This window comes from Gelidibacter sediminis (assembly GCF_004364975.1).
GTDB lineage: Bacteria > Bacteroidota > Bacteroidia > Flavobacteriales > Flavobacteriaceae > Gelidibacter > Gelidibacter sediminis.
The window spans coordinates 1,206,476-1,231,910 of record NZ_SOBW01000008.1; the positions used below are offsets into that span (position 1 = coordinate 1,206,476).

Genomic DNA, 25,435 nt, shown 5'->3' on the forward strand with positions numbered 1-25,435 from the left:
TGCAATACTTGTCAGTTTTGATTACTTTTGCAATATCTAAAAAGCCCAGCATGCAAACAAGTGAAAAAACAATCAACGATATATCTTTTGAAGAATTTCAATCAGAAATACTAAGTGATTACAAAATTGCTATGACCAGTAGAGAGTGTAGTCTACTTGGTCGACGAGAGGTGTTGACTGGAAAGGCTAAATTTGGCATTTTTGGAGACGGCAAAGAAATACCACAGCTAGCTTGGGCTAAGGTATTTCAAAACGGCGATTTCCGTTCTGGGTATTACAGAGATCAAACGTTTATGATGGCTATTGGAGAACTGAGTATCCAACAGTTTTTTGCAGGCCTTTATGGCGACGCGAATATTGACCATGATCCGATGTCTGGAGGCCGTCAAATGGGAGGTCATTTTGGCACCCACAGTTTGGACGAGAAAGGCAATTGGAAGAATTTATTGGAACAAAAAAATTCAAGTGCTGATATTTCTCCTACTGCCGGACAAATGCCACGACTTTTAGGATTGGCACAAGCGTCTAAGATATATAGAAATGTTAGTGGTATACACAGCGCTAAATTTTCAGAACGAGGAAATGAAGTTGCTTGGGGCACTATTGGCAATGCCAGTACCAGTGAAGGTCTGTTCTTTGAAACCATTAATGCTGCCGGTGTATTACAGGTACCAATGGTCATTAGTGTTTGGGATGATGAATACGGTATTTCAGTACATGCAAGACACCAAACAACTAAAGAGAATATTTCCGAAATTTTAAAAGGTTTTCAAAGAGATAATAACAATAAAGGTTACGAAATCTTAAAAGTTAAAGGCTGGGACTATGTGGAGTTGGTAGAAACTTATCAGCGTGCCTCTAAAATTGCTAGAGAAGAACATGTACCTGTAATGATACATGTCATAGAATTAACACAGCCACAGGGCCATTCTACTTCAGGTTCTCATGAACGTTACAAAAATAAAGAGCGTTTAGATTGGGAGCTGGAGCACGATTGTATTCGTAAAATGCGTGAATGGATTATTACTCATGGTATCTCAACAGAAGTTGAATTGGATGCTATTGATAAAAATATCAAGAAAAAAGTAAGAGAAGGAAAAAAAGCAGCTTGGGAGGCCTATCAAAATCCGATAAAGGAAGAACAGCAAGAAGCCCTTCAAATCTTAAATAATTTAGCAAATTCTAGTGTAAATAAAGCATTTATTGAACGTGTTATTACTGAATTGAATAACGTGTCAGAACCCATTAGAAAAGATATTGCTGCAGCAGTTAGAAAATCTTTGCGCTACGTCATTGCTGAAGATTCTATAGAAAAGGACGACGCACATCAATGGATTGATGCTTATTTAGAAAAAATACAACCAAAATACAGTTCACATTTATTTAGTCAATCAAAAAAATCAGCAGTACAAATCAAAGAGGTTAAGCCTACTTATGACGCTTCCGCAGAGGACGTAGATGGCAGATTGGTGCTTAGAGACAACTTTGATGTTCTTTTTAGTAAATATCCGCAAGCTTTGATATTTGGTGAAGATGCAGGTACTATAGGAGATGTTAATCAGGGGCTGGAAGGACTTCAGGAAAAGTATGGTGAACTAAGAGTTGCTGATGCGGGTATACGCGAAGCGACAATAATGGGTCAAGGTATAGGCATGGCAATGCGCGGGTTACGACCAATAGCTGAAATTCAATATTTGGATTATATTCTATATGCACTCCAAATTATGAGTGATGACCTGGCTACTTTACATTATAGAACACATGGGCGACAAAAAGCCCCAGTCATTGTGCGTACAAGAGGACATCGATTGGAAGGCATTTGGCATTCGGGCTCTCAGTTGGGAGGTGTTTTAAATCTCATAAGAGGTATTCATGTATTAGTACCTCGAAATATGACTAAGGCAGCAGGTTTTTATAATACCTTGTTAGAAAGTGATGAGCCAGCGTTAGTTATTGAATGTTTAAATGGATACCGACTAAAAGAAAAACTACCAACAAATTTAGGTGAGTTTAAAACCCCTCTTGGTGTAGTGGAAACCCTGAAAGAAGGTACTGACATTACTTTAGTATCATATGGTTCTACATTACGCTTGGTACAACAGGCGGCTAGAGAATTACAAGAGGTAGGTATAGACGCTGAAGTTATTGATGTGCAATCATTACTGCCATTGGATCTTAACCACGATATTGCTAAAAGTGTACAGAAAACCAACAGATTGCTGGTGATAGATGAAGATGTTCCTGGTGGTGCTTCTGCTTATTTACTCAACGCTATTTTAAATACTCAAAATGCGTATCAGTATTTGGATGGACAACCAAAAACATTAACTGCACGTCCTCACAGGCCAGCATATGGTACAGATGGCGATTACTTCTCTAAACCTTCTTTAGAAGATATTTTTGAAAGTGTGTATGCCATGATGCATGAAGTAAACCCTAATGATTATCCGAAATTGAGATAGGTCTTTACACCAAAGCGTATACTGCTAGATTATATAATTTTGTTAAAATATGCGCTAAAACGTAAGCAAATTAGTATTTAACCTAAGATTGCACCTTTCTATAACTTAATTTTTATTTTAGTTACTTTAAAATCGTACTCAACGCAGCATTGATCTTTAGGATGTATTTGTTCGAAACATATCCTATAGAAGTGGAATGTTTAAATATAGGTATCTTTAGGCAACAACTTTACTGGACATTTTAGCCTGAAATTTTAGAATTCTGCTATCAAATTACCAACATCCCCATATTTGATTATATTTGTTTTTGTATAATTTAACTTACCACAATGAAAAATAACAACAATCTAAACGATTTAGCATTTGCTATTTTAAGAGTATCCTTCTCAGCTATGATGCTTACTCATGGCATCCCAAAAATCAATATGCTACTTGAGAGCAGCTCCGGTTTTCCAGATCCTTTTGGTATTGGAAGCACACCATCACTAGTTTTAGCCGTTATTGGTGAAGTAGTTGCACCTCTATTGGTCTTAATCGGTTTTAAAACGAGAATTGCCGCAATTCCTGTAATCATCACAATGGCCGTTGCAACATTTTTTATACATCTCAATGACGATTTTGGAACTAAAGAAAAAGCAATTCTTTATCTTTTGGCTTTTATCATTATCGCTATGGTTGGACCAGGGAAATATTCAGTAGATGGTAGAAAATAAGTAGATGAAAGCAGTTTCTGTTGTTACCATAAAGAAAGAATTAAAACACCGCTCTACAGAAGAATTGTTAGCGCTGTGCTTGCGACTTTCTAAATTTAAAAAGGAAAACAAAGAGCTCCTCACTTATCTCTTATTTGAAGCCCATGATGAAAAAGGCTATATTGAAACAGTTAAATCAGAAATTGATGAACAGTTTGAAGCTATAAATACCAACAGTTATTTCTACATAAAAAAAAGCGTTCGAAAAATTCTGAGATCTATTAAGAAATACGCCCGATATTCTCTGAAAAAAGAGACAGAAGTAGAACTATTGCTCCATTTTTGTACGGTACTTAAAGACTTTAAGCCATCCATAACTAGAAATATTACGCTTATGAACATTTACGACCGCCAAATAGCGTCGATTAAAAAAATAGTTAGCGGGTTACATGAAGACTTACAGTATGATTATCGTGTAAAACTTGAAGCGTTAGAAGATTAATTACGATAATTTCATCAACTAAAAAAAGCGTCATTCCCCAATAGGAATGGCGCTTTATTATTATTATTATTATTATTATTATTATTATTATTATTATTATTATTAATGATTAAGCCATTTGGTCTTCATGTTTACCTTCATAAACCTCTTCCACCAGTTTAGCATTAAATGCTGGCAAATCTTTTGGAGACCTACTAGTTACCAATCCTTCATCTACCACCACTTCTTGGTCAACCCAATTAGCGCCCGCATTTAACATATCTGTTTTAATAGAACCATATGATGTTATTTTACGCCCCTTTAACACATCAGCTTCAGCCAACACCCACGGACCATGACAAATGGCGCCAACAGGCTTCTTGTGTTCAAAGAATGATCTTACAAAGCTAACCGCTTTTGGGTTGGTCCTTAATTTATCTGGATTAATGACGCCACCCGGCAACATTAAAGCATGGTAATCACTCTGACTTACTTGATCTAAAGTTTTGTCTACTTTATAGTCAGCGCCCCAATTGCCATCAGCCCAAGATTTGATAGTCCCAGAATCTTCTGATACAATATGAACCTCTGCACCTGCTTTTTCCAATGCTGTTCTTGGTTCTCTTAGTTCACTTTCTTCAAAGCCATTTGTAGCTAAAATGGCGACTCTCTTTTTATTTAAATTTTCCATGGTATTTAAGTATTTTAAATTAATTATTGATTCTGATATCAAAATACCTAATAAATAAGGAGTTTAAAAATTTTGTAACGGCTTTAACCTAAGCTTAGTAATATCTGTTAAGACATCTTAAAATAAAGCCAGACACCATAAATTTTATATTGCAGGTCAGCTACCGCATAATGCGTACAAGAAGCTCTTTAAGCAAATCGCCTTGAGGCACAGCGTTAGCGCCAACACCTTTGCTTTTCACATCAAAATCGCGCAAGATACCAACTACGGCGCTCACTTTGCGCATCGGGTAATTACGTGCTGCTGTAATATATTCGTTTACAAAATACGGATTGATTTTTAGGGCAGTAGCCACATTTCGAGGCGATTTGTCCGTCATTCCATGAAAATGAAGTAATTGGGAGAAAAAATTGAAAAGTAAAGCCACCGTTACCACCATTGGATTGTCCTTAGGGTTTTCAGCGAAATAAGTGATTATTTGATGTGCCTTCTTAACATCACCATCACCAATAGCCTTTCGCAACTCGAAATTATTGAAGTCCTTACTAATACCAATGTTCTCTTCAATATGCTCAGGAGATATCTGAGTACCCTTGGGTAATATGATTTGGAGTTTTTCTAATTCGTTATTTATCTTACTTAAATCCGTCCCTAAAAATTCAACCAACATTTGAGATGCTTTTGGAGCAATGGTAAAATCTTTAGGAGCGAGTACTCTTCTGATCCAATCCCCTACTTGATTTTCGTAAAGTTTTTTACTCTCATAAACTACACCCATTTTATTTAGGGTTTTATATAATGATTTACGTTTATCAATAGTTTTATACTTGTAATTCATGACCAGAATTGTTGACGGTTGCGGATTTTTGGCATAATCCACCAACTTCTCAATACTTCTAGATAAATCTTGGGCTTCCTTTACGATAATTACCTGATATTCCGCCATCATTGGAAAACGCTTTGCATTTCCTACAATGTCATCTATAGACACATCTCTACCATACAACACCATCTGATTAAATCCGCGCTCCTCTAAAGACAGTACATTTTCTTCAATAAAATCTGATATCTTATCAATATAATAAGGTTCCTCACCCATTAAAAAATAGATAGGTTTCAATTTCCCGCTCTTGATATCAGCAGCTAACTGTTTTACTTCATCCAAAATCTATAAAATTTTCAAATTCTCAAACACCGCCATCCAATTTCTGCTTGCGAAGTTTGGTAATTGGGTATTGAAGATTAACTTTGGTATTGTCTAATTAAATAGCCTTGCAACAACTCAATTTTCCAAAGTTTTCGTTTCGTTTCAAAAATAGCGAAAATAAAGTATCTATTTTTGACACTGTTCGTAAAAAATTTATCGTCCTACAGCCTGAAGAATGGGTGCGCCAACATTGTGTGCAATACTTAATAACCGAGAAAAATTACCCTCACGCTTTAATTAATGTTGAAAAAGAATTAACCATCAATAAGTTAAAGAAACGCTATGATATTGTTGTTTTCAACCCTCAGGGAGATGTGCATATAATTGTGGAATGTAAAGCGCCACAAATACGAATAGATCAGAACACATTTGATCAAATTGCACGGTACAATCTTATTTTAAAAGCCAATTATTTAATGGTAACCAATGGATTGGAGCATTATTTTTGTCAGATGGATTTTGAAGCAGAAAGTTATGTGTTCTTAAAAGACATTCCGAATTATGAGAGAACTTAGAATTTTTGCTCCCTTTAAAATTTAAATATTGAAATAATAACGCGTGAATAAATCAGATATAGCCATTGTAATCTTAAATTGGAACGGAAGGGCCTTGTTAGAACAATTCCTTCCATCTGTCATTGCACACTCTGAAAATGCTACGATCTATGTTGCCGACAATGCCTCTACCGATACCTCTGTTGCATACGTCAAATCAAACCATCCTACAGTTAAAATTATAGAGAATAAAACAAATGGCGGGTACGCCAAGGGTTACAATGACGCTTTAAAACATGTGGATGAGAAGTTTTTGTGTCTTTTGAATAGTGATATTGAAGTCACACCCAATTGGTTGCAACCAGTTTTAAATATCTTTAACACCCATTCAGATACCGCCATCATCCAACCCAAGATTTTGGATTACAAAAATAAGAGATACTTTGAATACGCAGGAGCAGCCGGAGGGTTTATAGATAAATATGGATATCCTTATTGTAGAGGCCGAATTTTTGATACGATTGAAGAAGATTTGGGCCAGTATAATGATACCACATCGATATTTTGGGCTTCGGGTGCCTGCTTTTTTATAAAAAATTCGGTTTTTAAAGCCTTAAACGGTTTTGACGCATCCTTCTTTGCACATATGGAAGAAATTGATTTGTGTTGGCGCGCTCATAACAGAGGCTATTCAACCACCTACGTGGGTACATCAACCGTTTACCATGTGGGTGGCGCAACATTGGATAGCGACAATCCCAAAAAAACATATCTCAATTTTAGAAACAGTTTATTCACCTTAGTAAAAAACGCTCCAAAACATTTGTTCTATTTGATTGTAATACGATTAATATTAGATGGGTTGGCAAGTTTAAGATTTCTAATATTTTTTAAATTTTCTCAAATTTTGGCCATTTTGAAGGCCCATGTACACTTTTATCTTCAACTCCCAAAACTTTTAAAGCAACGTAAGGAATTACGACCCGGTAAATCAAGTAAAAGAATCTCAAAATATTACACAATTCAATCAATTGTATGGCAGTATTTTATAAAAAATCAACAGAAATATATTGAATGAATAAATCTGTTAAATTTTTTGTTAATTCTTCTTGTAACTACCGTTTTTTATATAATTTTGGCTTGTTAAATTTTTAATTATTTAATCGCTACCATTATGAAAAAAATCATGTTATTAAGTGTGTTTTCATTGTTTATTCTAAGTTCATGTGTTTCTAAAAAAGAATACGCTGCTCTTGAGGCAAAACAAAAAGAAACACAAGATTTATTAAACACTGCAACTGTTAAATTGAACAGCTGTTTGTCTGACTACGCTGCTGCAAATGCACGTGTTCAAGGCTTACAAGATCAATTGGCTGACATGCGCAAAACCAATCAAGATCTTATAGATACTAAAGGTAACTTAACTACTCTAACTCAAAAAGGAGCTGAGAATCTTGAGAAATCTTTAGAAAGTCTTAAAGAAAAAGATCTTAAAATTACACGTTTACAAGATGCATTGACGAAAAAGGACAGTGTTACTCTTGCAATCGTAACAAGCTTAAAGAAAGATGTAGGACTTAGCGATCCGGATATTCAAATTAATGTTGAAAAAGGTGTTGTTTACATCTCTATTGCAGATAAATTATTATTCCAAAGTGGAAGCTACAATGTAACTTCTAAAGCGAAACAAATTTTAAGTAAAGTTGCTACTGTTGTAAACGGAAAACCTGATTTTGAATGTATGGTTGAAGGTCATACAGATAGCGTACCTTACAAAAAAGGCGGTATCTTAGAAGACAACTGGGATTTAAGTGTAAAACGTGCTACTTCTATTGTAAGAGTACTAGAGGATTTAGGTGTTAACCCAAAACAACTTATTGCTGCTGGCCGTAGTGAGTATGTACCATTGGTTCCTAATGATTCTGCTGAAAACAGATCTACAAACAGACGTACGCGTATCCTAGTACTTCCTAAAATTGACCAATTCTATGAAATGGTTGAAAAAGAAATGAAAAATATGATTGCTGCTGACGCTAAAAAATAAGTCGTAATCTAATAGTAATAAAAAAGCTCAACATATGTTGAGCTTTTTTTTTATGCCTCTATTTAGTTTTATTATTAGAATAGTAAGATTTTAGAAAATTTCCAAACTTCCTTTACCCTCTCTTATAATTAGTGGCTCTTCTTCTGACAAATCGATAATTGTAGACGCTTGATTATCACCATAACCTCCATCTATTACTAAATCTACAAGATTATCCCATTTCTCTAATATCAATTCAGGGTCTGTAGTGTATTCAATAATTTCATCATCATCACGAATAGATGTAGAAATAATTGGTCTTCCTAATTGTCTTACAATTTCTAGGGCAATATTATTATTAGGCACCCTGATTCCCACAGTTTTTTTCTTTTTAAATGGATGTGGTAATGTTTTTGCTCCAGGAAGAATAAATGTGTAAGGACCAGGTAATGCGCGCTTAAGAATCTTGAATGTAGTAGAATCGATTTGCTTTACGTAATCGCTTAGATTACTCAAATCACTACAAATAAAAGAGAAATTAGACTTTTCCAGTTTTACACCTTTAATTTGAGCAACGCGCTCCAAGGCCTTAATATTATTAATGTCACAACCCAAACCATAAACGGTATCTGTAGGATAAATAATAAGTCCGCCAGCTTTTAATACCTGAATAACCTTTTTTATTTCCTTGGCGTTTGGGTTCTCTTCATATATTCTTACAAATTCAGCCATACTATATTGTTTATTAGATCGTTTACAAAGTAATTAAATATTTTATTATGAATGGCATAAAACTACTTTTAGTCGGTATAATGATGGCTTCCCTATCAGTAGCCTGCAGTGAGGAAGGTACTGAAACTACAGTTAAGAGCATAAATGCAGCTGAATATTACCAAGAACTCAATATTAGTTACGGAACGGACAGTCGTCAAGTTTTTGATATATTCCTTCCCAAAAACAGAACGTTAGCCACCAAGGTTTTGATTCTAGTTCATGGAGGCGGATGGACAAGCGGCGATAAGATTGATATGCATGGTTTTAGGGATGGTATCCGTAAGGACTTACCAGATGTAGCGATTGTCAATATGAATTACCGACTTGCAGATGATGCCCATAATCCCTACCCAATGCAAATTGAGGATATTTCTGCTGTGATAAGACATCTTAAGTTGAACCAGGAGCAGTATACCATATCTGATGACTATGGATTTATTGGCGTAAGTGCTGGTGGTCATTTGGCCATGCTGTGGAGTTATGGGTTTGATTCTACCAATACTATTAGTATGGTGTGTAGTATTGTTGGACCTACAAATTTTACAGATCCTGCATATGTAAATAGTACAGATACAAATATTCGTGCGTTAATGGATGTGTATGGCGTATCTGCAACCACAGCTTTTTTAGAGGAGGTTAGTCCCTACCATCGTGCCACCACAACCGCACCGCCAACCATTTTATTTTATGGTGGAAAAGACCCGTTGATTCCTACTTCGCAGGGCACTGCTATGAGAGATAGATTACAAGAGGTAGGCGTTACCAATGCATTTACGCTTTATGAAAATGCAGGCCATGGTTGGATCGGATTTGAGTTACTGGACACTTGGTCCAAATTAAAGTCTTTTATACAAACGCATTTATAATTCAACCCATCTAACCCAACACATCTAACTTTGCAAAGCGCAACAATAGTTTTTTAACCCCGCCATGTTCAAAGTTTATTTCCGCTTTGGTATCAGTGCCAACACCTTCAATTTTCAACACTTCCCCCTTTCCAAATCGCATGTGCTCCACAATATTACCTACAGTTAGCTTCCCATCAAAAAGATTGACATCAGAACTGCCTGTAGATTTTCCAATGGGTTTCAGTTTTGCAGGTGGAATAAACTTCGCAGGTTTTTCTTCAGACTTACGCTTGGCAGGCTTCTTAAAACGAATTTTATTGGGTTCAATATCGCCAAAAATATCGGCCGAGAGCATCGGATTGAAACGTCTATCGTCTAGGGGTGTTAAAATTTCTAAGAAGTTCTCGTCAATTTCTTCAATAAACCGACTTGGCTCAGCATCAATTAATTTCCCCCAACGGTAACGAGACATGGTATAGGTTAAATAAGCCTGCTTTTCAGCACGCGTCAATGCCACATAAAATAAGCGGCGTTCCTCCTCCAATTCACTACGGGTATTCATACTCATACCACTTGGGAAGAGATCTTCTTCCATCCCCACAATATACACGTAAGGAAACTCTAGGCCTTTAGCCAGGTGAATGGTCATTAGCGCAACGTGGTCGGCATCACCTTTATTGGCATCCAAATCAGTGGCTAATGCAACATCTTCTAAAAATTCCGGTAAAGCCCCTGTGGCATCCGCCAACTCTTCCTGGCCTTCCACGAAATCTTTAATACCATTGAGTAACTCCTCAATGTTTTCCATTTTAGCAATGCCTTCTGGCGTGCCATCGTTTTTGAACTCTTTAATGAGACCTGTCACTTTAGTAACGTGCTCTGCCAAATCAAAGGCATTTGCAGTTTGGTTCATCACCTGAAAGCTCTCAATCATGGTAACAAAGTTCTTCAACTTGTTTTTCGTACCTGAGTTGATATTGATTTCTACCTTATCAATATGTTTCATCACATCAAATATGGAGCGGTTATACCCATTGGCTGCCACCACCAATCTATCAATTGTAGTTTGGCCAATGCCTCGTCCCGGAAAGTTAATAACGCGTTTGAGCGCTTCCTCATCCGCCGGATTGATAATCAACCTTAAGTAAGACAAAACGTCCTTAATCTCTTTACGCTGATAAAATGAGAGTCCGCCGTAAATTCTATAGGGAATATTTCGCTTTCTCAACGCGTCCTCCATAGCACGGGATTGTGCATTGGTCCGATATAAAATGGCAAAATCGCTATTTTTAAGCTGGTGCTCCATTTTATTTTCGAAGATGGAACTCGCCACAAAACGGCCTTCATCCCCATCTGTCATCAATCGATTGACTTTAATCTTTGGTCCGTCATCATTTGCCGTCCACACCACTTTTTCTAGTTTGGTTTGGTTTTTATCAATGATGGAATTGGCGGCATTGACAATATTCTTGGTAGACCTGTAATTCTGCTCTAAACGGAACATTTTTACATCATCATAATCCTTTTGAAAGTTTAGAATATTGTTGATATTGGCACCCCTAAAGGCATAAATACTTTGCGCATCATCTCCTACCACACAAATATTTTGAAATCGATCAGATAATGCTCTAACTATTAGATATTGTGAATGGTTGGTATCCTGGTACTCGTCTACTAGAATATATCGGAATCGATTTTGATATTTGGCCAACACATCAGGAAAACGCGTCAGTAATTCATTGGTTTTTAACAACAGGTCATCAAAATCCATCGCTCCTGCCTTAAAACAGCGATCTACATAATTCTTGTAGATATCCCCCATCCTAGGGCGTTTTGCCATGGTATCCGCTTCAATCAACTCAGCATTCTGAAAATAAGCTTTTACGGTAATCAAACTGTTCTTGTAAGAAGAAATTCTGGAACTGATTTGTTTAGTTTTATAAATATCCTTATCAAGTCCCATCTCTTTGATTATGGCGCCAATTAAGCGTTGCGAGTCCTGTGCATCATAGATGGTAAAGTTGCTTGGGTAACCCAATTTGTCAGCCTCAATACGCAAGATTTTTGCAAATACGGAGTGAAATGTACCCATCCAGAGATTTTTGGCTTCACTCGTACCAACTATTTCTGCAATTCTGCCTTTCATTTCGCGAGCAGCCTTATTGGTAAACGTCAGTGAAAGAATATTGAATGGGTCTACACCTTGACTCATTAAATAGGCAATTCTAAATGTCAAGACACGCGTTTTACCTGAACCTGCACCCGCAATGACTATCATAGGTCCATCTTTCTGCAATGTTGGTGCTAGCTGCGCTTCATTTAACTGACTTAAATACTTTTCCAAATCTCATTCAATTTTAAGTGTGTGAAATTAACCAAAGCTTCTGTTTTACGTAAGCGTTTTTATCAATAATTATAAACAATTGCGATTGTTTTATCAGTTTAAAACCCGTAAAATGACTAAATCTAATTATGGCAATACAGCACATCTTATGATGCTCTTTTTTAAGACCACATAGTTTTTATATTCCCTATATTTAAAACTGTTAGTGATTAAAAAATGCTCAACAGGGTGTATTCCTGTAGATTCACATCAATTAGTATGCAAGCAAGAACTATATAATACACTAATCTATTTTTTACCGTCTCCGGTCAAAACACTAACCAGACCTGAGCGGACGCTAAGCCATAGAAAATTAAATATAGATTTGGTATGGTCCCGTGCAATTCCTTCTTTAAAGCCTTCTCGAAAACCATCGTGTTCCGCATCACTATCCTTCTTAATAAAGAGATTGGCAATGGCTGATAATATTTTCTTTTTCTTCTTTCCTTCCTTGTCCAAAACTACCACTTTAAAATCTTCATAATTAACCTTCATATCTACCCTAGACGTATTGACATCTCCAGATATCGTGGCATAGGTTTTTAAAAGCTCTCCTTCAAAACGGACTTTTAAATTAGGTTGAGAAAACGGATTCAAGTCTGGCGCAGGTAGTTTGCCTATGTCAACCTTAAAAACAAACACGTCGTTGACGTCATTCACATCAAACTGCCAATCTACTTTAAGTGGCGTTCGTGCCATAAAGACCGCATCGATATTTAAACTGGTTTTTTCTGGACTCTTATAAGTATTGCTAATATTTTTAATATTGGCGTTCATTTTAGTAAAGGCAATCTTGCCCGCCTCCATATCCGCATTCACTTTTTCAGAATACACAATAGTTGCATTTCTTAAAATGACATTGCTTAGTGTTAACTCAAAAGCAAGCTCTCTTAAAGCCTTGCTATATAACTCTTTTTGGGTATAGTCATCAGCAACCAACTTATTTCTGTACAAGTGCATTTCAGGGCTATCAAAAGTGACTTTTGGACTTTTAAAATAGAATATGGAGTCATTTTTATAACCAAAATTTTGAGCTTCCAATGTTAATGAAGGAATGCGAACATCAAAATGATCTCGCTCAACAGCTATCATTTGGTTCAATTTAATTTTAGAATACTTAGTGTAAAGATGTATTGTTTTAAAAGTAGCCTTATCTTGAGTAATCACAGCTGAACTTAATTTTAGATCTTCATAGTCTCCTATTTTATAATGCAAATCATTATAAGATAAATTGTAGTTAGCATAATTAAATGGAATCCGTCTTTTAACCGTGTTGCTATTCAAACGGATGTCCATAACATTAGCGGTGACATTTGTAGTATAAAGTAACAATGAATCTGTTGCGATATCTTTTATGTGAAGCTCTCCATTTTGTACATTAAACCGGCCTATTTTAATCTCTTTTTTCAATTGTTCTAAGGCAGAGTACCTGTATTCATTCTTCGGGATAGCGCTGTCATGGTTGTAGAGCATTTTTGGACTCCGCAATTGCACACTTTCAACGTGAATATGATCATTTTTGAAATAGTTGAAAAAACCAAAACCATCTACCAATAAAGTATCCAGCTCCATTTCTGCATTGTTCTTTGCACTATGCCTACCTCTGTTGATAATTTTGGGGTTCACCATAATAACACTCCCGTCCCAAACACTCACATCTATAGAATGGTAGCTAATACTTAGGGACTCCGGCAAATCATTTTCAATAAAACGTTCGAGTTTGGATACAACCATGGCTTGAGCCATAAAATATCCTATGATACTAATAACAAATAGTGTAATTGCTGTTATTACTACAATTTTTAGAGGTTTTGTCATGAACTAAAGATATGCTAATAGCAACCTGAGTGTTAACACGAATAGAAAAATTTTTATCCATAATCAAATACGCATATGGCCAGCTGTTCTCTATTTTTTACTATGTATTAAGAATTTTAGAAAAAAACATCTTATGTTTGATAAAAATAAACACACACCCAACATTGGAAACAAAATTAATTGACGCATTACTTTATGCAATACCAGCCCTTATTACCGGACTCGTAGCATATTATTTTTTTAAGGAATTTATTAAGAATGAAGAGGCCCGTAGACGCTTTCTAATTCAGAAAGATATGCAGGTCAACTCTATGCCCTTACGCTTACAAGCCTATGAGCGCATGGCTATCTTTTTAGAGCGTATTACCCCTTCAAAGTTAATAGTAAGAGTAACGCCAACATCTTCAAATAAAGATAGTTATGAGAATTTACTTATAGCAAATATTGAACAGGAATTTGAGCATAATTTAGCACAACAGATATATATTTCTGACGATTGCTGGAACATAATTTCTGCTGCAAAAAATGCCACAATTCAACTCATCCGTAAAGCGAGTCTTTCTGAAAAAACAGATACCGCCACAAAGCTAAGAGAAGTTGTACTGACTGAAATGATGGAAAAACGCGCGCCTAGTGATGCCGCCTTGGCTTATATAAAGCAGGAAGTAAGCGCTATGTGGTAAACCCTATAACAACTCTACTTCAGCTGTTTCGTTTACTGAAACATGTTTTAATTCAGCATAATTAAAACCTTGCTCCCACCACTTGGCCATCAATTTTTTGCTAAATATCAGCGAGTTTTCCGTTAAGGTGGTAGGTGTGTAGTACAAATTTAGTTTCACATTTTTATTAAGCGCAGCTAGCTGCCCAATAGTGACATCACTCTTTTCAACCTGATCCATCAAATACGAAAACAGATTCATCATTAAGGAAAAAGGATTTTTACCGAGTACTTTATGACCTTCCATATTTTCAGACTCCAATATAATAGCATCAATCTCAGTGGCTCCACGTAAAATAGCCTCCCTGATGGGTACCACACATCCAAATCCGCCATCTGCATATTCACATTCATTTTTGGTTGCTAAAGACATAAAAGGAATATAATTGCAGGAAATCCATATCCAGTCACAGAATTCTTCATAAGTAAAATCCCTAATAGATTTATATTCTACGGCACTTTTTGTGAGATTGGTGACCGTAACCACCACGTCAATACCCGACTTTTTTATTTTATGAAATTCGTGTTTAGTGAGGTTTCGCTTAATGTTTTTGCGCAACGCCCCACTTTCGCCAAAGGTTCTCTTTCGTTTAACAAATTGAATGATGGAGTTGAAATAATTAATAGACACAAACTCCCGTCCATCTTTCTTATGCTGTATAAATGGACTAATGCTAAAAATGTCCTTTTGGCTGACACTTGTAAACATGTCGTACAACTTTCCAATATCATTAACTGCTAAATGTGGCACTAATAGACTTCCCGTTGATGTTCCTAAAAACATATCATACTTTTTATGCTGATGCTCAATGAGGTACTGTGCTACACCACCAGCAAAGGCTCCTTTACTTCCACCTCCAGAAATTACTAATGCTTTCTTCATCTATTCGGTTATCTCCGGTTCTAACGGACTTGTTTCTATATCTTTATACTTTGCAAAATCAAAACCACTTTGCCACCATGCGGTCATTTTCTCTTTACTAAATACTAGCGAATTGGTGGTCAGCACGGTTGGCGTATAATAGAAATTAATAATAGCATCTTGATTCTTCGCCACGAACTTCCCTATACGGATGTTTTGAAACTCTATTCGATCTACCATAAACGCAAACATATTGGTCAGCAAGGAAAAGGCATTTAAGGACGGCATCCTATTGAGTTGCGATACTTCCGTTTGCAAAATAATAGCGTCCACTACAGTTGCCCCTCTTTTAATTGCCTCCTCGATAGGCACCATAGACCCTAAACCACCATCAGCATATTCGCATCCACCCTTTTTAGCTAGCGACATAAACGGGGTGAAGTTACAGGAAATCCACACCCAGTCTATAAAATCTTCGTAATCAAAATCCTTAATCGATTTATATTCCACTTGATTTAAAGAAAGGTTTGAAACCGTTACCACGACATCAGTTTTCATTTTTTTTAGCACATTAAAACCTTCTTCTGTAACATGAGAATAAATAAGTTTCTTTAAGTTTTGGCTTTCACCAAAGGTTTTACTGCCACTAAAAAGATTGCGAAGCACATTAAAGTGATTTATACTGATGGTTTCAATGCCTTTTTTTCTTTTAATATTAAACGGGCAGACATTAAATATAGACTCCTGAGTAACATTGGTATAAATTTCCTTGATCTCTTGAACCTTATTCAAGGCCAGATGAGACACCAACAAACTTCCTGTAGAGGTACCAATATACAAATCATAATCCAGTTTTTTATTTTCAATAAGGTATTGGGCAACGCCGCCAGCAAACGCTCCTTTACTTCCTCCTCCTGAAATTACTAATGCCCTCATTTATAATTGTACAAGTATCTTTATTTAATGTGTTAGTTTATATATAATTGCTTCATACACAGTGTTATCTTTTAACGCTTTCAAGAGTCCCTTCGCAAATTTCTGAAAGCGCCAATGGTGATGTTTCGTTGCTTGTAACAAATTGCCCAATGACATCTCATCGTAACCATTAAGTAATTTGAGATAAGTAAAAGCATTCATCCGCAATTCAAAACCAAATTGCGGATTCGTATAACTTTTTAACTCCTCAAACACCTCCCGTTTCGCATCTGGTTGATACTCCAACGTATTTAAATGAAGCGCCAACCAGAGCAATTTAACATTATAATCGTTAAACCCATAGATATCTTTGGTTTGCTGCAGATATTTAGCGCGCTCCTCAGGGAAATTAACCCACAAATTATACAACGCTACTTCTTTTGTAACATAGGAAGCATCTTGCAATAGGCTCTCATAAGCAGTTTTGAAAGCAAGCGGAATAGTGCTCATTTTTTTCGCGATAGCCTGCCTCACCTCTATGTTATTATTAAAATCTTCCAATTTAACGACATAATTGTCATGAGAAAGGATTTTAATTTTTGCTTTGTCTGAAATGTCAGAAACCAAGTAATCTTGGCATTTGTCAGGATGGTTTTCACAATTCACTTCCAAATACTCCTGTATCATTGCCGATTTCTTTAAGCTCTGAACCATGGCATCCTGAGGAAGCATTACATCCTTCAGCCAGACCTGCACAAAATCTGTTAAATCCTGTCCACTAACAAATTCGACTTCAGCAATAAAGTCAGAGGTTTCAACAGTTTTAAACATATGTTTAAGAAGGTAATTTTTTACAGCAGTTCCAAAAGACTCGTCACCTACCTGCTCACGTAAAATATGAAGCGCCCAACACCCTTTTTGATAAAAAGTTAAACTGCTCGACTTCGGATTCAGCAAAGATGTGCTTTCACCAGCATTTTCCTGAGCCAACAACTGTTGGGCATAATCGTGCAATTGCCAAAAATAATACGCCTCACCAAACACTTCTCGCTCTGCTAAAAGCGCATAATACGTTGCAAACCCCTCCTGCAGCCAATGATGCTCACCACTTGTTGCGGTCACCAAGTTTCCAAACCATTGATGCGCTAACTCGTGTGCATTTACATTTACATAGTTTTTGTCATTAAACCCTGTAGCATCCACCATGAAAGCATCAGAAAAAATAGTCAAGGTCGTATTTTCCATGCCTGAATACAAAAAATCCTTAACAGGCGCCTGTTTGTAAACTTTCCAAGGATAAGCAACGCCAATCTCCGTTTCCAAGAAATCGAACATCTGCTTACTGTAACGATAGGTAGCCTCTACTTTAAATGAATCTTCCGGATAATAGTAATACTCTAAAGGCACGCCGCTCTCTGAGATTTCAGTTTTAACGTTGTAATCTGCAATTGCAAGCGCAACAAGATAACTACTCATGGGTGCCTCCATATTGAAGCGCCATTTGACCCTATGGCCTGCAAGTGTGTCTTTTGCCATTAGCACTCCGTTAGCCAACACCGAATAACCTAATGCATGCGTAACCGTAAGATCAAACTCGATTTTGTCATTCACATCATCAAGGCTAGGCAGCCAATTACTAGTGTATTTCCCTTGACCTTGGGTCCAAATCTGATCATTTACAACATACAAAGCTTTGTCTGGCTTGGCCGTATAGGAAAACTGAACCTCATACGATTCACCCTTTGTAAATTGCTGTAAAAACACAATTCTGCGGTCATCGACATGATATTCCGGCTTTTGTAACTTTTCAGTTAAAACATTTCTGATATTCAAATCATGAAACTCCATTCTGACTGCATCCAGATAGACAGAATCCGTATTTTTTAAAACTTTAAATCGTACGGATACGTCGCCAGAAACTACGCCAGGAGTTACAAATTCAATGTCAGCTTTGATATTCTCAAAATCAACAAGCTCGGTTTGTTGCGCAAAAGTCAACACTCCAATTATAAGAAAGCAGATTACTAAAAATGATCGCATAGGTAAGAATGAGCTAAGACGCCACCAAAATAAGAAAAATAAATTGCTCTAAGTTCATGCGGTCACGCAATCTTTAAGCGCAATTCACTGACACAGTAGGTTTAGCCTGCTAATACATTATTCATCCGCTCTACCATTTTCGCATTCGCAGGAAATAGTTAAATTCGCAATTATGAATGCCAAACTTCAAACTCCTATCGACTACCTAAAGGGTGTCGGTCCTAATCGGGCGGATTTACTCCGCTCGGAACTTGGCATTCACACCTACCAAGACCTGATCAACCTCTTCCCCAACCGCTATATAGACAAAACCAATTATTACAAAATTAACCAATTACAGCGCAACAGTGCTGATGTACAAATTATTGGAGAGATCACTAACTTTAAAGATGTCGGCACCGGCAGAGCAAAACGCTTGGTAGCTACGTTTAGGGATGATACAGGTATTTTGGAACTCGTTTGGTTCAGGGGGCATAAATGGATCAGGGATAGCATAAAACTAGGAAAAAAGTACGTTATTTTCGGAAAAACCAATTGGTTTAATGGCGTATTCAATATGCCACACCCTGAGATGGAATTGCTAGAAGAACACGAAAAAAATTTGCGCTCGGCCATGCAGCCCATTTACCCATCCACAGAAAAATTGGCCAACAAAGGCGTCTCCAATCGGGTTTTGAATAAAATAATGCAGCAATTGTTTCTAGAAACCCAAGGTCGCTTTGAAGAAACGCTATCAGAAAATCTACTCTCAGAACTCAAATTAATCTCTAAAAGCAAAGCGCTTTTCAACATCCATTTTCCAGAAACCCAAGAACTCTTATCACAGGCACAATTTCGTCTGAAATTTGAAGAACTTTTTTACATTCAGCTGCAATTAATCATCAAAAACCTAATCCACAAATCAAAAATTAAAGGCTTTAATTTTGAACATGTGGGATTACATTTTAACACCTTTTTTCAAGACCATTTACCTTTCGAATTGACTAACGCTCAAAAACGTGTTTTAAAAGAAATAAGGGCCGATTTAGGGAGCAATGCCCAGATGAACCGACTTTTGCAGGGCGATGTGGGCTCAGGCAAAACCATAGTTGCGCTAATGTCAATGTTAATGGCACTTGATAATGGTTTTCAGGCCTGTTTAATGGCGCCGACTGAAATTTTGTCAGTACAACACTATCACGGACTTAAAGAACTAGTTAAAGAACTGAATATCAATATTAAGATACTCACTGGTTCAACCAATACTTCAGAAAGGAGAAAAATTCATTCTGCTTTAGAAAATGGCGATTTAGACATCTTAATTGGTACTCACGCCTTGTTGGAAGACAAAGTTAAATTCAAGAATTTAGGGCTTGCAGTGATTGATGAGCAACATCGATTTGGAGTTGCGCAGCGCAGTAAACTATGGCACAAAAACACCTCGCCTCCACACATTCTAATTATGACGGCAACACCAATTCCGAGAACTTTGGCAATGTCGGTTTATGGCGATTTGGATGTGTCCGTAATTGACGAATTACCGCCGGGCAGAAAAGACATAAAAACAGTACATCGTTATGATAAAAATCGGTTAAAAGTATTTCGATTTATCAGAGATGAAATTGAAAAAGGAAGGCAAATTTATATCGTTTACCCATTGATTCAAGAAAGTGAAAAAATGGATTATAAAGATTTGATGGATGGGTATGAAAGCATCTCTAGAGAGTTTCCCTTGCCAAACTACCAAATCTCTATTGTACATGGTCAAATGAAACCTGCCGATAAGGATTTTGAAATGCAACGTTTTGTTAAAGGCGAAACACAAATTATGGTTGCCACCACTGTAATTGAGGTAGGTGTTAACGTCCCAAATGCCTCCGTAATGATTATTGAGAGTGCTGAACGCTTCGGACTTTCACAACTGCATCAATTAAGAGGCCGTGTTGGCCGTGGTGCTGAACAAAGTTATTGCATCTTAATGACCAGCCACAAATTAAGTGAAGATAGTAAAACAAGACTGCAAACCATGGTCAGTACTAATGATGGGTTCGAAATTGCTGAAGTGGATTTACGATTAAGGGGCCCTGGAGACCTGATGGGTACACAGCAAAGTGGCGTCTTAAATCTCAAGATTGCCGATGTTATTAAAGATAAGGACATTTTACAGCATGCACGGTACTATGCCAAAACCATTTTAAAAGCAGACCCTAGCCTTTCTTCCCCCGAAAACAAGGTCATACGGTATACTTACGGCCAATTAAGCAAATACAAAAACATTTGGAACTACATCTCCTAAATGCTTGGCCCTTTTGTCAACTTAAGTAAATGCAAGGGCTCTTCTACGCCATTGCCCATTAACAATCCTACCATTTTTACGAAAAGACAATAGCATGTTTGACGACGATATTACAGACAATTAAAATAGTAGTATCTTCGGTCTTTATCAATCCAAATTTTGGAAAATAGCTCAACCTTATGCTACATCTTAAATTAGAAACAGATCCCCGATGGGCAGCCATTGCGGAGGAGAATATTGAAGAAATTCTAACGGATCATGCGTGGTGCGAGCAGAAGGCAGCTACCAACGCCATCACTATTATTACCCACAATTCGCAATACGAAGATTTGGTAACACAGTTATTGGAGCTCGCCAAAGAAGAGCTCGAACACTTTCAAATGGTGCATGACATCATCAAAAAGCGAGGATATACCTTAGGAAGAGAACGTAAAGACAGTTATGTTAACAAGCTTTACAAGTTTATGAATAAGGGCGGCAATCATCTACAAAGTATGGTAGACAGACTTTTATTCTCCGCGATGATTGAAGCTAGAAGCTGCGAACGTTTTAAAATGCTCTCACAACACATTGAAGATCCAGAACTTTCAAAATTCTATTATGATTTGATGGTCAGCGAGGCGGGACATTACACACTTTTTATAGGGTTGGCCCGTAAATACGGCAAAGACATTGATGTAGATAAACGTTGGAAAGAATTAGTGGCGTTTGAAGGTGAACTCATCAAAAGCTACGGAAAAAGCGAAAGCATTCACGGTTAGAGAACTGCAACCTGAGCAGTTCACTATTCTGACAACAATTTATTTACAAAAGCATTAAACTCGTTTTTAAAAGCCACGTATTTTTCTCCCGTTGCAGGCCCATTGAATCCCGTATGGATCTTTCTGACTTTTCCTGTTTTATCTAGGAATATTGTGGTGGGGTACGACATTACCTCGCTCAGCATAGGCAATTTTTTATGCGCTTCTAACTTGTCTGATGATCCATGTTGTGCCAACACTATTGGATAAGTGATGCCCAACCTATTTTTTAACCGATTAATGCCTGCAAATGCCAATGAATCTGTTTTGGCATTTTCAAAGGCCAACGCCACAAACTCCACACCTTTTTCGGCATTATTCTTATAATATTCTGAGAAAAAAGTACTTTCATCAAGGCAATTAGGACACCATGTCCCCATTAATTGTACCACCACAACCTTATTTTGAAAACGCTCATCTTCTAAAGACACTATATTACCGTTTGCGTCGGGAAAAGCAAACTCCAAGCGCTCGTAATCTTCATTGAACGTGGTGAGTGTATTGGCATCAGGCAAATTAAAATTTTCATTTCGTTTCGCCTTAAAAGAGGCCTCCCAAGTATTGCCAGAGTAAAATGTGCCCTTTAAACTATCACCATTAACTGAGGCTAAAAACAAGTAGGCATGGGCACCGTCAAATGTTGAGAGTTTTAATTGGTTACCATCAACAATGCCTTCCAGATGTCTATAATCGCCAGTCTTAGTTCTAAATGTTCCTGTAACTAGTTCGTCTTTTTGCATAAAAACTCCTTTGGCCATATAACTATCTCCTTCTGCCTTTGGCGTAAATACCACTTCCCAATTGCCTGAAACGTTTGTGTTTGGTGCATTGTTGGCTGAAAACCTATTTTTAGAATTATAGACAGCCTTAAAAGGAATGTCTTTGTCCATCGTCTTATCAATAAACCGTCCTGTCATTACATCATCAGAAAGCTTAATAGCAAAATATCCATCAAAAACTGGCATTTTAATAAAAACAGAATCATTGTCATAAGTAATATCGTCCACCAGAATAACTTCTTCCGCATTGGTAATTTTTAAACTCTGATCTGAAGTAACCTCAAAATTAAATGGAATGTTATGACTGTCATTAACCTGCAACTGACCCAACCAATGGCCTTGTTTCATTTTTGTGGAATAATCTTTATTACAGGAGAACATGATAAACGTGCATAATACTACTAGAAGATATTTCATATATAACTTAGGGCTTTTGTTAAAGGACCAAATTTAAAGGAAAAACATAGAAAATAAAATAATTTACAATTTCCATAACTATATACTATTATTATCTTTACGCCGAATTTGAGCAACACGCAATACAAAGCTATTGCGAATATTATGGTTGCGTAATTTAGAATAAACTATAATTACCTAAAGCACAGCGTTTAAAATATGAAAATTTCCTATAATTGGTTAAAGCAATTTGTCAATATTAATTGGACTCCCGAAGAAACAGGTGAGCTCCTAACGGATTTGGGCCTTGAAGTTGAAGGCATTCAGAAATTTCAATCTGTAAAAGGCGGATTGGAAGGCATTGTGGTAGGTGAAGTTATAACTTGCGTTCAGCATCCTAATGCAGATCGTCTTAAATTAACAACCGTTGATATTGGCGCGGGTGCGCCCCTTCAAATTGTTTGTGGCGCTCCAAATGTAGCTGCCGGACAGAAAGTACCGGTTGCCACTATCGGCACAACGTTGTACACCGATAAAGGCGAAGCTTGGACCATCAAAAAAGGAAAAATTAGAGGTGAGGAAAGTCACGGAATGATATGTGCCGAAGACGAATTAGGTTTAGGGTCCTCTCATGAAGGTATCTTAGTTTTGAATGACAGCGTAAAAGTAGGTTCATTAGTGGCTGATCTTTATGAAGTGGAGAATGACCATGTATTTGAAATTGGGCTAACCCCAAATAGAGCAGATGCCATGAGCCATTTTGGTACTGCTAGAGATTTAAAAGCTGGTTTGTTGCAAAAAGAGATTCACATGGAAATGATTACCCCATCGGTAAGTTCATTTCGTGTGGACAACAATATGCTCAAGATTGATGTAGAAGTTGAAGATAAGGAGCTGGCACCGCGTTATTGCGGACTAACCATTTCTGATGTTAAGGTTGGACCGTCTCCTGCATGGCTACAAAACCGATTGAAGGCTATAGGACTAACACCAAAAAATAATATTATAGATGCCACCAATTACGTTTTGCACGAATTAGGCCAGCCATTACACGCTTTTGATGCCAACAAAATTGAAGGTCATAAAGTAATTGTTAAAACACTACCCAAAGGCACGAAGTTTAAAACCTTAGACGGTATTGAACGCGAACTACATGAAGAGGATTTAATGATTTGCGATAGCACCAAACCAATGTGTATTGCAGGGATATTTGGTGGTGAATTTTCAGGAGTGACAGAGCATACAACTACCATTTTCTTAGAAAGTGCTTATTTTAATCCTGTAAGCATTAGAAAAACAGCAAAACGACATGCCTTAAACACCGATGCTTCATTTAGATTCGAACGTGGCGTAGATCCAAATATCACCGAATATGCATTGAAACGCACAGCTTTATTGATACAAGAGGTTGCAGGAGGTATTGTAACCAGTAATCTGGTAGACCTCTATCCTAAAAAAATAGAAGACTTTCAAGTACGTTTGAGTTTTGAGAATGCTCAAAAATTAATTGGGGAAGAAATTCCTAAGGATGTTATTAAAAGCATTTTGATGTCATTGGACATTAAAATTAACAATGTTACGGAAACAGGATTAGGTCTTACCGTACCTGCCTATCGCAACGATGTGATACGTGAAGCAGACATTATTGAGGAAATCTTACGCGTATACGGTTATAACAACATCAATACTACAGACAAACTTAACGCCTCCATCTCCAACACCTCACGTTTTGAAGATTTTAAACTTCAAAACATCGTAGGCAACCAATTGGCAGCACTAGGGTTTTATGAAATTTTATCAAATTCATTAACCACACCCGAGTATGTAAAATTAACGGATAGCTTGAGTGAGGACCATAATGTGGAAATGCTGAATCCATTAAGCAATGATTTGAGTGTGATGCGTCAAAGTTTGCTCTTTTCTGGTCTGGAAGCGATAAGTAGAAACATCAATAGAAGACGCTCAGACCTTAAATTATTTGAATTTGGAAAATCCTACCATAGTTACACTGACAAGCGCATAGAAAACAAACATCTGACCTTATTTTTGACTGGCAAGAAGCAGGCTGAACGTTGGAATTCTGCTGAACAACCAACTGACTTCTTTTATATGAAAGGAATTATCACGGCTATTTTAGAACGTTTAGGCCTAACTAAGATTAAAGTTGGCCCTATTCAAAATGATGCGTTTAGTGAAGGGATAAACTTCATGTCCGGGAAAAAGACCATAGTAGAATTTGGAGTGGTGAATAAAAAGATTATCAAACATTTTGATATTTCTCAAGAGGTGTTGTTCGCAGACTTCAATTGGGATAATGTGATAGAAATAGCAAAGCATAACAATGTCAACTTTAAAGAGCTTGCGAAATACCCATCCATACGTCGTGATTTTGCACTTTTATTGGATAATGCTGTAACATTTGAAGAGATTGACACTATGGCCAACCAGACAGAAAAACGTTTGCTTAAAGAAGTGGATTTATTTGACGTTTATCAAGGAAAAAATTTGCCAGAAGGCAAAAAAAGTTATGCCGTGAGTTTTAAATTTCAAGACGAACACAGTACGTTGACAGATAAACAGGTGGATAAAATTATGAGTAAACTCCAATCTAATTTTAAAGAAAAACTGGGTGCCGAACTAAGATAGATTTTATTTGGAAGACTACAGATTGCGGCGGGTTGGCGCCCACCGCTAATCTGTTAAAATTTATGTTATAATTGACATGAAACCTTCAAATAATTCTTAATTTTAACCTTTTAACTTAAATACATTTA

20 protein-coding genes are annotated in these 25,435 nt (G+C 36.9%); 11 read left to right on the forward strand and 9 right to left on the reverse strand.

Going from position 1 to position 25,435, the window contains the following annotated elements; all coding sequences use genetic code 11:
• The first annotated feature begins 50 nt into the window (after positions 1 to 50).
• The 3 genes from BXY82_RS11870 to BXY82_RS11880 all read left to right on the forward strand — a co-directional run bounded on the left by BXY82_RS11870 (position 51) and on the right by BXY82_RS11880 (position 3,656).
• A complete protein-coding gene (locus BXY82_RS11870) occupies positions 51 to 2,462 on the forward strand; it encodes an alpha-ketoacid dehydrogenase subunit alpha/beta (protein WP_133758397.1) in 2,412 nt (803 codons plus the stop codon).
• Between the two features lie 329 nt (positions 2,463 to 2,791).
• Positions 2,792 to 3,175 (forward strand): DoxX family protein, encoded by a 384-nt coding sequence (locus tag BXY82_RS11875; protein WP_133758398.1) that lies wholly within the window; start codon positions 2,792 to 2,794, stop codon positions 3,173 to 3,175.
• Positions 3,176 to 3,179: 4 nt separating this feature from the next.
• The gene (locus BXY82_RS11880) at positions 3,180 to 3,656 is read left to right on the forward strand and encodes a hypothetical protein (protein ID WP_133758399.1); all 477 of its coding nucleotides are present in this window, start codon (positions 3,180 to 3,182) and stop codon (positions 3,654 to 3,656) included.
• Positions 3,657 to 3,765: 109 nt separating this feature from the next.
• Here the strand turns inward: BXY82_RS11880 and BXY82_RS11885 are convergent, their stop codons facing one another.
• Positions 3,766 to 4,326 (reverse strand): type 1 glutamine amidotransferase domain-containing protein, encoded by a 561-nt coding sequence (locus tag BXY82_RS11885; protein WP_133758400.1) that lies wholly within the window; start codon positions 4,324 to 4,326, stop codon positions 3,766 to 3,768.
• Positions 4,327 to 4,486: 160 nt separating this feature from the next.
• On the reverse strand, positions 4,487 to 5,491 hold the full coding sequence (holA, locus tag BXY82_RS11890) for a DNA polymerase III subunit delta (RefSeq protein WP_133758401.1): 1,005 nt from the start codon (positions 5,489 to 5,491) through the stop codon (positions 4,487 to 4,489).
• A 107-nt stretch (positions 5,492 to 5,598) separates the two neighbouring features.
• On the opposite strand from holA, the gene BXY82_RS11895 reads away from it, so the two are divergent.
• The 3 genes from BXY82_RS11895 (at position 5,599) to BXY82_RS11905 (ending at position 8,071) form a co-directional block, all read left to right on the forward strand.
• Entirely contained in the window at positions 5,599 to 6,048 is a 450-nt protein-coding gene (locus tag BXY82_RS11895) for a type I restriction enzyme HsdR N-terminal domain-containing protein (RefSeq protein WP_133758402.1), read from the forward strand.
• A 43-nt stretch (positions 6,049 to 6,091) separates the two neighbouring features.
• The gene (locus BXY82_RS11900; protein WP_133758403.1) at positions 6,092 to 7,105 is read left to right on the forward strand and encodes a glycosyltransferase family 2 protein; all 1,014 of its coding nucleotides are present in this window, start codon (positions 6,092 to 6,094) and stop codon (positions 7,103 to 7,105) included.
• A 96-nt stretch (positions 7,106 to 7,201) separates the two neighbouring features.
• Positions 7,202 to 8,071: an OmpA/MotB family protein gene (locus BXY82_RS11905; protein WP_133758404.1), complete on the forward strand. Its 870-nt coding sequence runs from the start codon at positions 7,202 to 7,204 to the stop codon at positions 8,069 to 8,071.
• Between the two features lie 90 nt (positions 8,072 to 8,161).
• Here BXY82_RS11905 and BXY82_RS11910 read toward each other — a convergent pair whose 3' ends face one another.
• Positions 8,162 to 8,782 (reverse strand): L-threonylcarbamoyladenylate synthase, encoded by a 621-nt coding sequence (locus BXY82_RS11910; protein ID WP_133758405.1) that lies wholly within the window; start codon positions 8,780 to 8,782, stop codon positions 8,162 to 8,164.
• A 47-nt stretch (positions 8,783 to 8,829) separates the two neighbouring features.
• Here BXY82_RS11910 and BXY82_RS11915 point away from each other — a divergent pair, with 47 nt between their 5' ends.
• Positions 8,830 to 9,690 (forward strand): alpha/beta hydrolase, encoded by an 861-nt coding sequence (locus BXY82_RS11915; protein ID WP_133758406.1) that lies wholly within the window; start codon positions 8,830 to 8,832, stop codon positions 9,688 to 9,690.
• A 10-nt stretch (positions 9,691 to 9,700) separates the two neighbouring features.
• Here the strand turns inward: BXY82_RS11915 and BXY82_RS11920 are convergent, their stop codons facing one another.
• Together BXY82_RS11920 and BXY82_RS11925 are read right to left on the reverse strand one after the other, a co-directional pair.
• Positions 9,701 to 12,016 (reverse strand): ATP-dependent helicase, encoded by a 2,316-nt coding sequence (locus BXY82_RS11920; RefSeq protein ID WP_133758407.1) that lies wholly within the window; start codon positions 12,014 to 12,016, stop codon positions 9,701 to 9,703.
• A gap of 288 nt (positions 12,017 to 12,304) precedes the next feature.
• Positions 12,305 to 13,873 carry a hypothetical protein gene (locus tag BXY82_RS11925; RefSeq protein WP_133758408.1) on the reverse strand — a complete coding sequence of 523 codons (1,569 nt, stop codon included), beginning with the start codon at positions 13,871 to 13,873 and terminating at the stop codon, positions 12,305 to 12,307.
• A 146-nt stretch (positions 13,874 to 14,019) separates the two neighbouring features.
• Here BXY82_RS11925 and BXY82_RS11930 point away from each other — a divergent pair, with 146 nt between their 5' ends.
• On the forward strand, positions 14,020 to 14,556 hold the full coding sequence (locus BXY82_RS11930) for a DUF7935 family protein (protein ID WP_394345932.1): 537 nt from the start codon (positions 14,020 to 14,022) through the stop codon (positions 14,554 to 14,556).
• A 3-nt stretch (positions 14,557 to 14,559) separates the two neighbouring features.
• Here BXY82_RS11930 and BXY82_RS11935 read toward each other — a convergent pair whose 3' ends face one another.
• The 3 genes from BXY82_RS11935 to BXY82_RS11945 are packed head-to-tail and all read right to left on the reverse strand — an operon-like array spanning position 14,560 to position 18,411.
• Complete coding sequence (locus BXY82_RS11935) at positions 14,560 to 15,477, reverse strand: patatin-like phospholipase family protein (protein ID WP_133758409.1); 918 nt, start codon at positions 15,475 to 15,477, stop codon at positions 14,560 to 14,562.
• A complete protein-coding gene (locus BXY82_RS11940) occupies positions 15,478 to 16,392 on the reverse strand; it encodes a patatin-like phospholipase family protein (protein ID WP_133758410.1) in 915 nt (304 codons plus the stop codon).
• A 24-nt stretch (positions 16,393 to 16,416) separates the two neighbouring features.
• A complete protein-coding gene (locus BXY82_RS11945; RefSeq protein WP_133758411.1) occupies positions 16,417 to 18,411 on the reverse strand; it encodes a M1 family metallopeptidase in 1,995 nt (664 codons plus the stop codon).
• Between the two features lie 172 nt (positions 18,412 to 18,583).
• Here BXY82_RS11945 and recG point away from each other — a divergent pair, with 172 nt between their 5' ends.
• Positions 18,584 to 20,686 (forward strand): ATP-dependent DNA helicase RecG, encoded by a 2,103-nt coding sequence (recG, locus tag BXY82_RS11950; protein WP_133758412.1) that lies wholly within the window; start codon positions 18,584 to 18,586, stop codon positions 20,684 to 20,686.
• Between the two features lie 179 nt (positions 20,687 to 20,865).
• On the forward strand, positions 20,866 to 21,447 hold the full coding sequence (gene miaE, locus BXY82_RS11955; RefSeq protein WP_133758413.1) for a tRNA-(ms[2]io[6]A)-hydroxylase: 582 nt from the start codon (positions 20,866 to 20,868) through the stop codon (positions 21,445 to 21,447).
• 23 nt (positions 21,448 to 21,470) lie between these two features.
• Here miaE and BXY82_RS11960 read toward each other — a convergent pair whose 3' ends face one another.
• Positions 21,471 to 22,682: a TlpA disulfide reductase family protein gene (locus BXY82_RS11960; protein ID WP_133758414.1), complete on the reverse strand. Its 1,212-nt coding sequence runs from the start codon at positions 22,680 to 22,682 to the stop codon at positions 21,471 to 21,473.
• A gap of 198 nt (positions 22,683 to 22,880) precedes the next feature.
• Here BXY82_RS11960 and pheT point away from each other — a divergent pair, with 198 nt between their 5' ends.
• Entirely contained in the window at positions 22,881 to 25,307 is a 2,427-nt protein-coding gene (gene pheT / locus BXY82_RS11965; protein ID WP_133758415.1) for a phenylalanine--tRNA ligase subunit beta, read from the forward strand.
• Positions 25,308 to 25,435 lie beyond the last annotated feature (128 nt).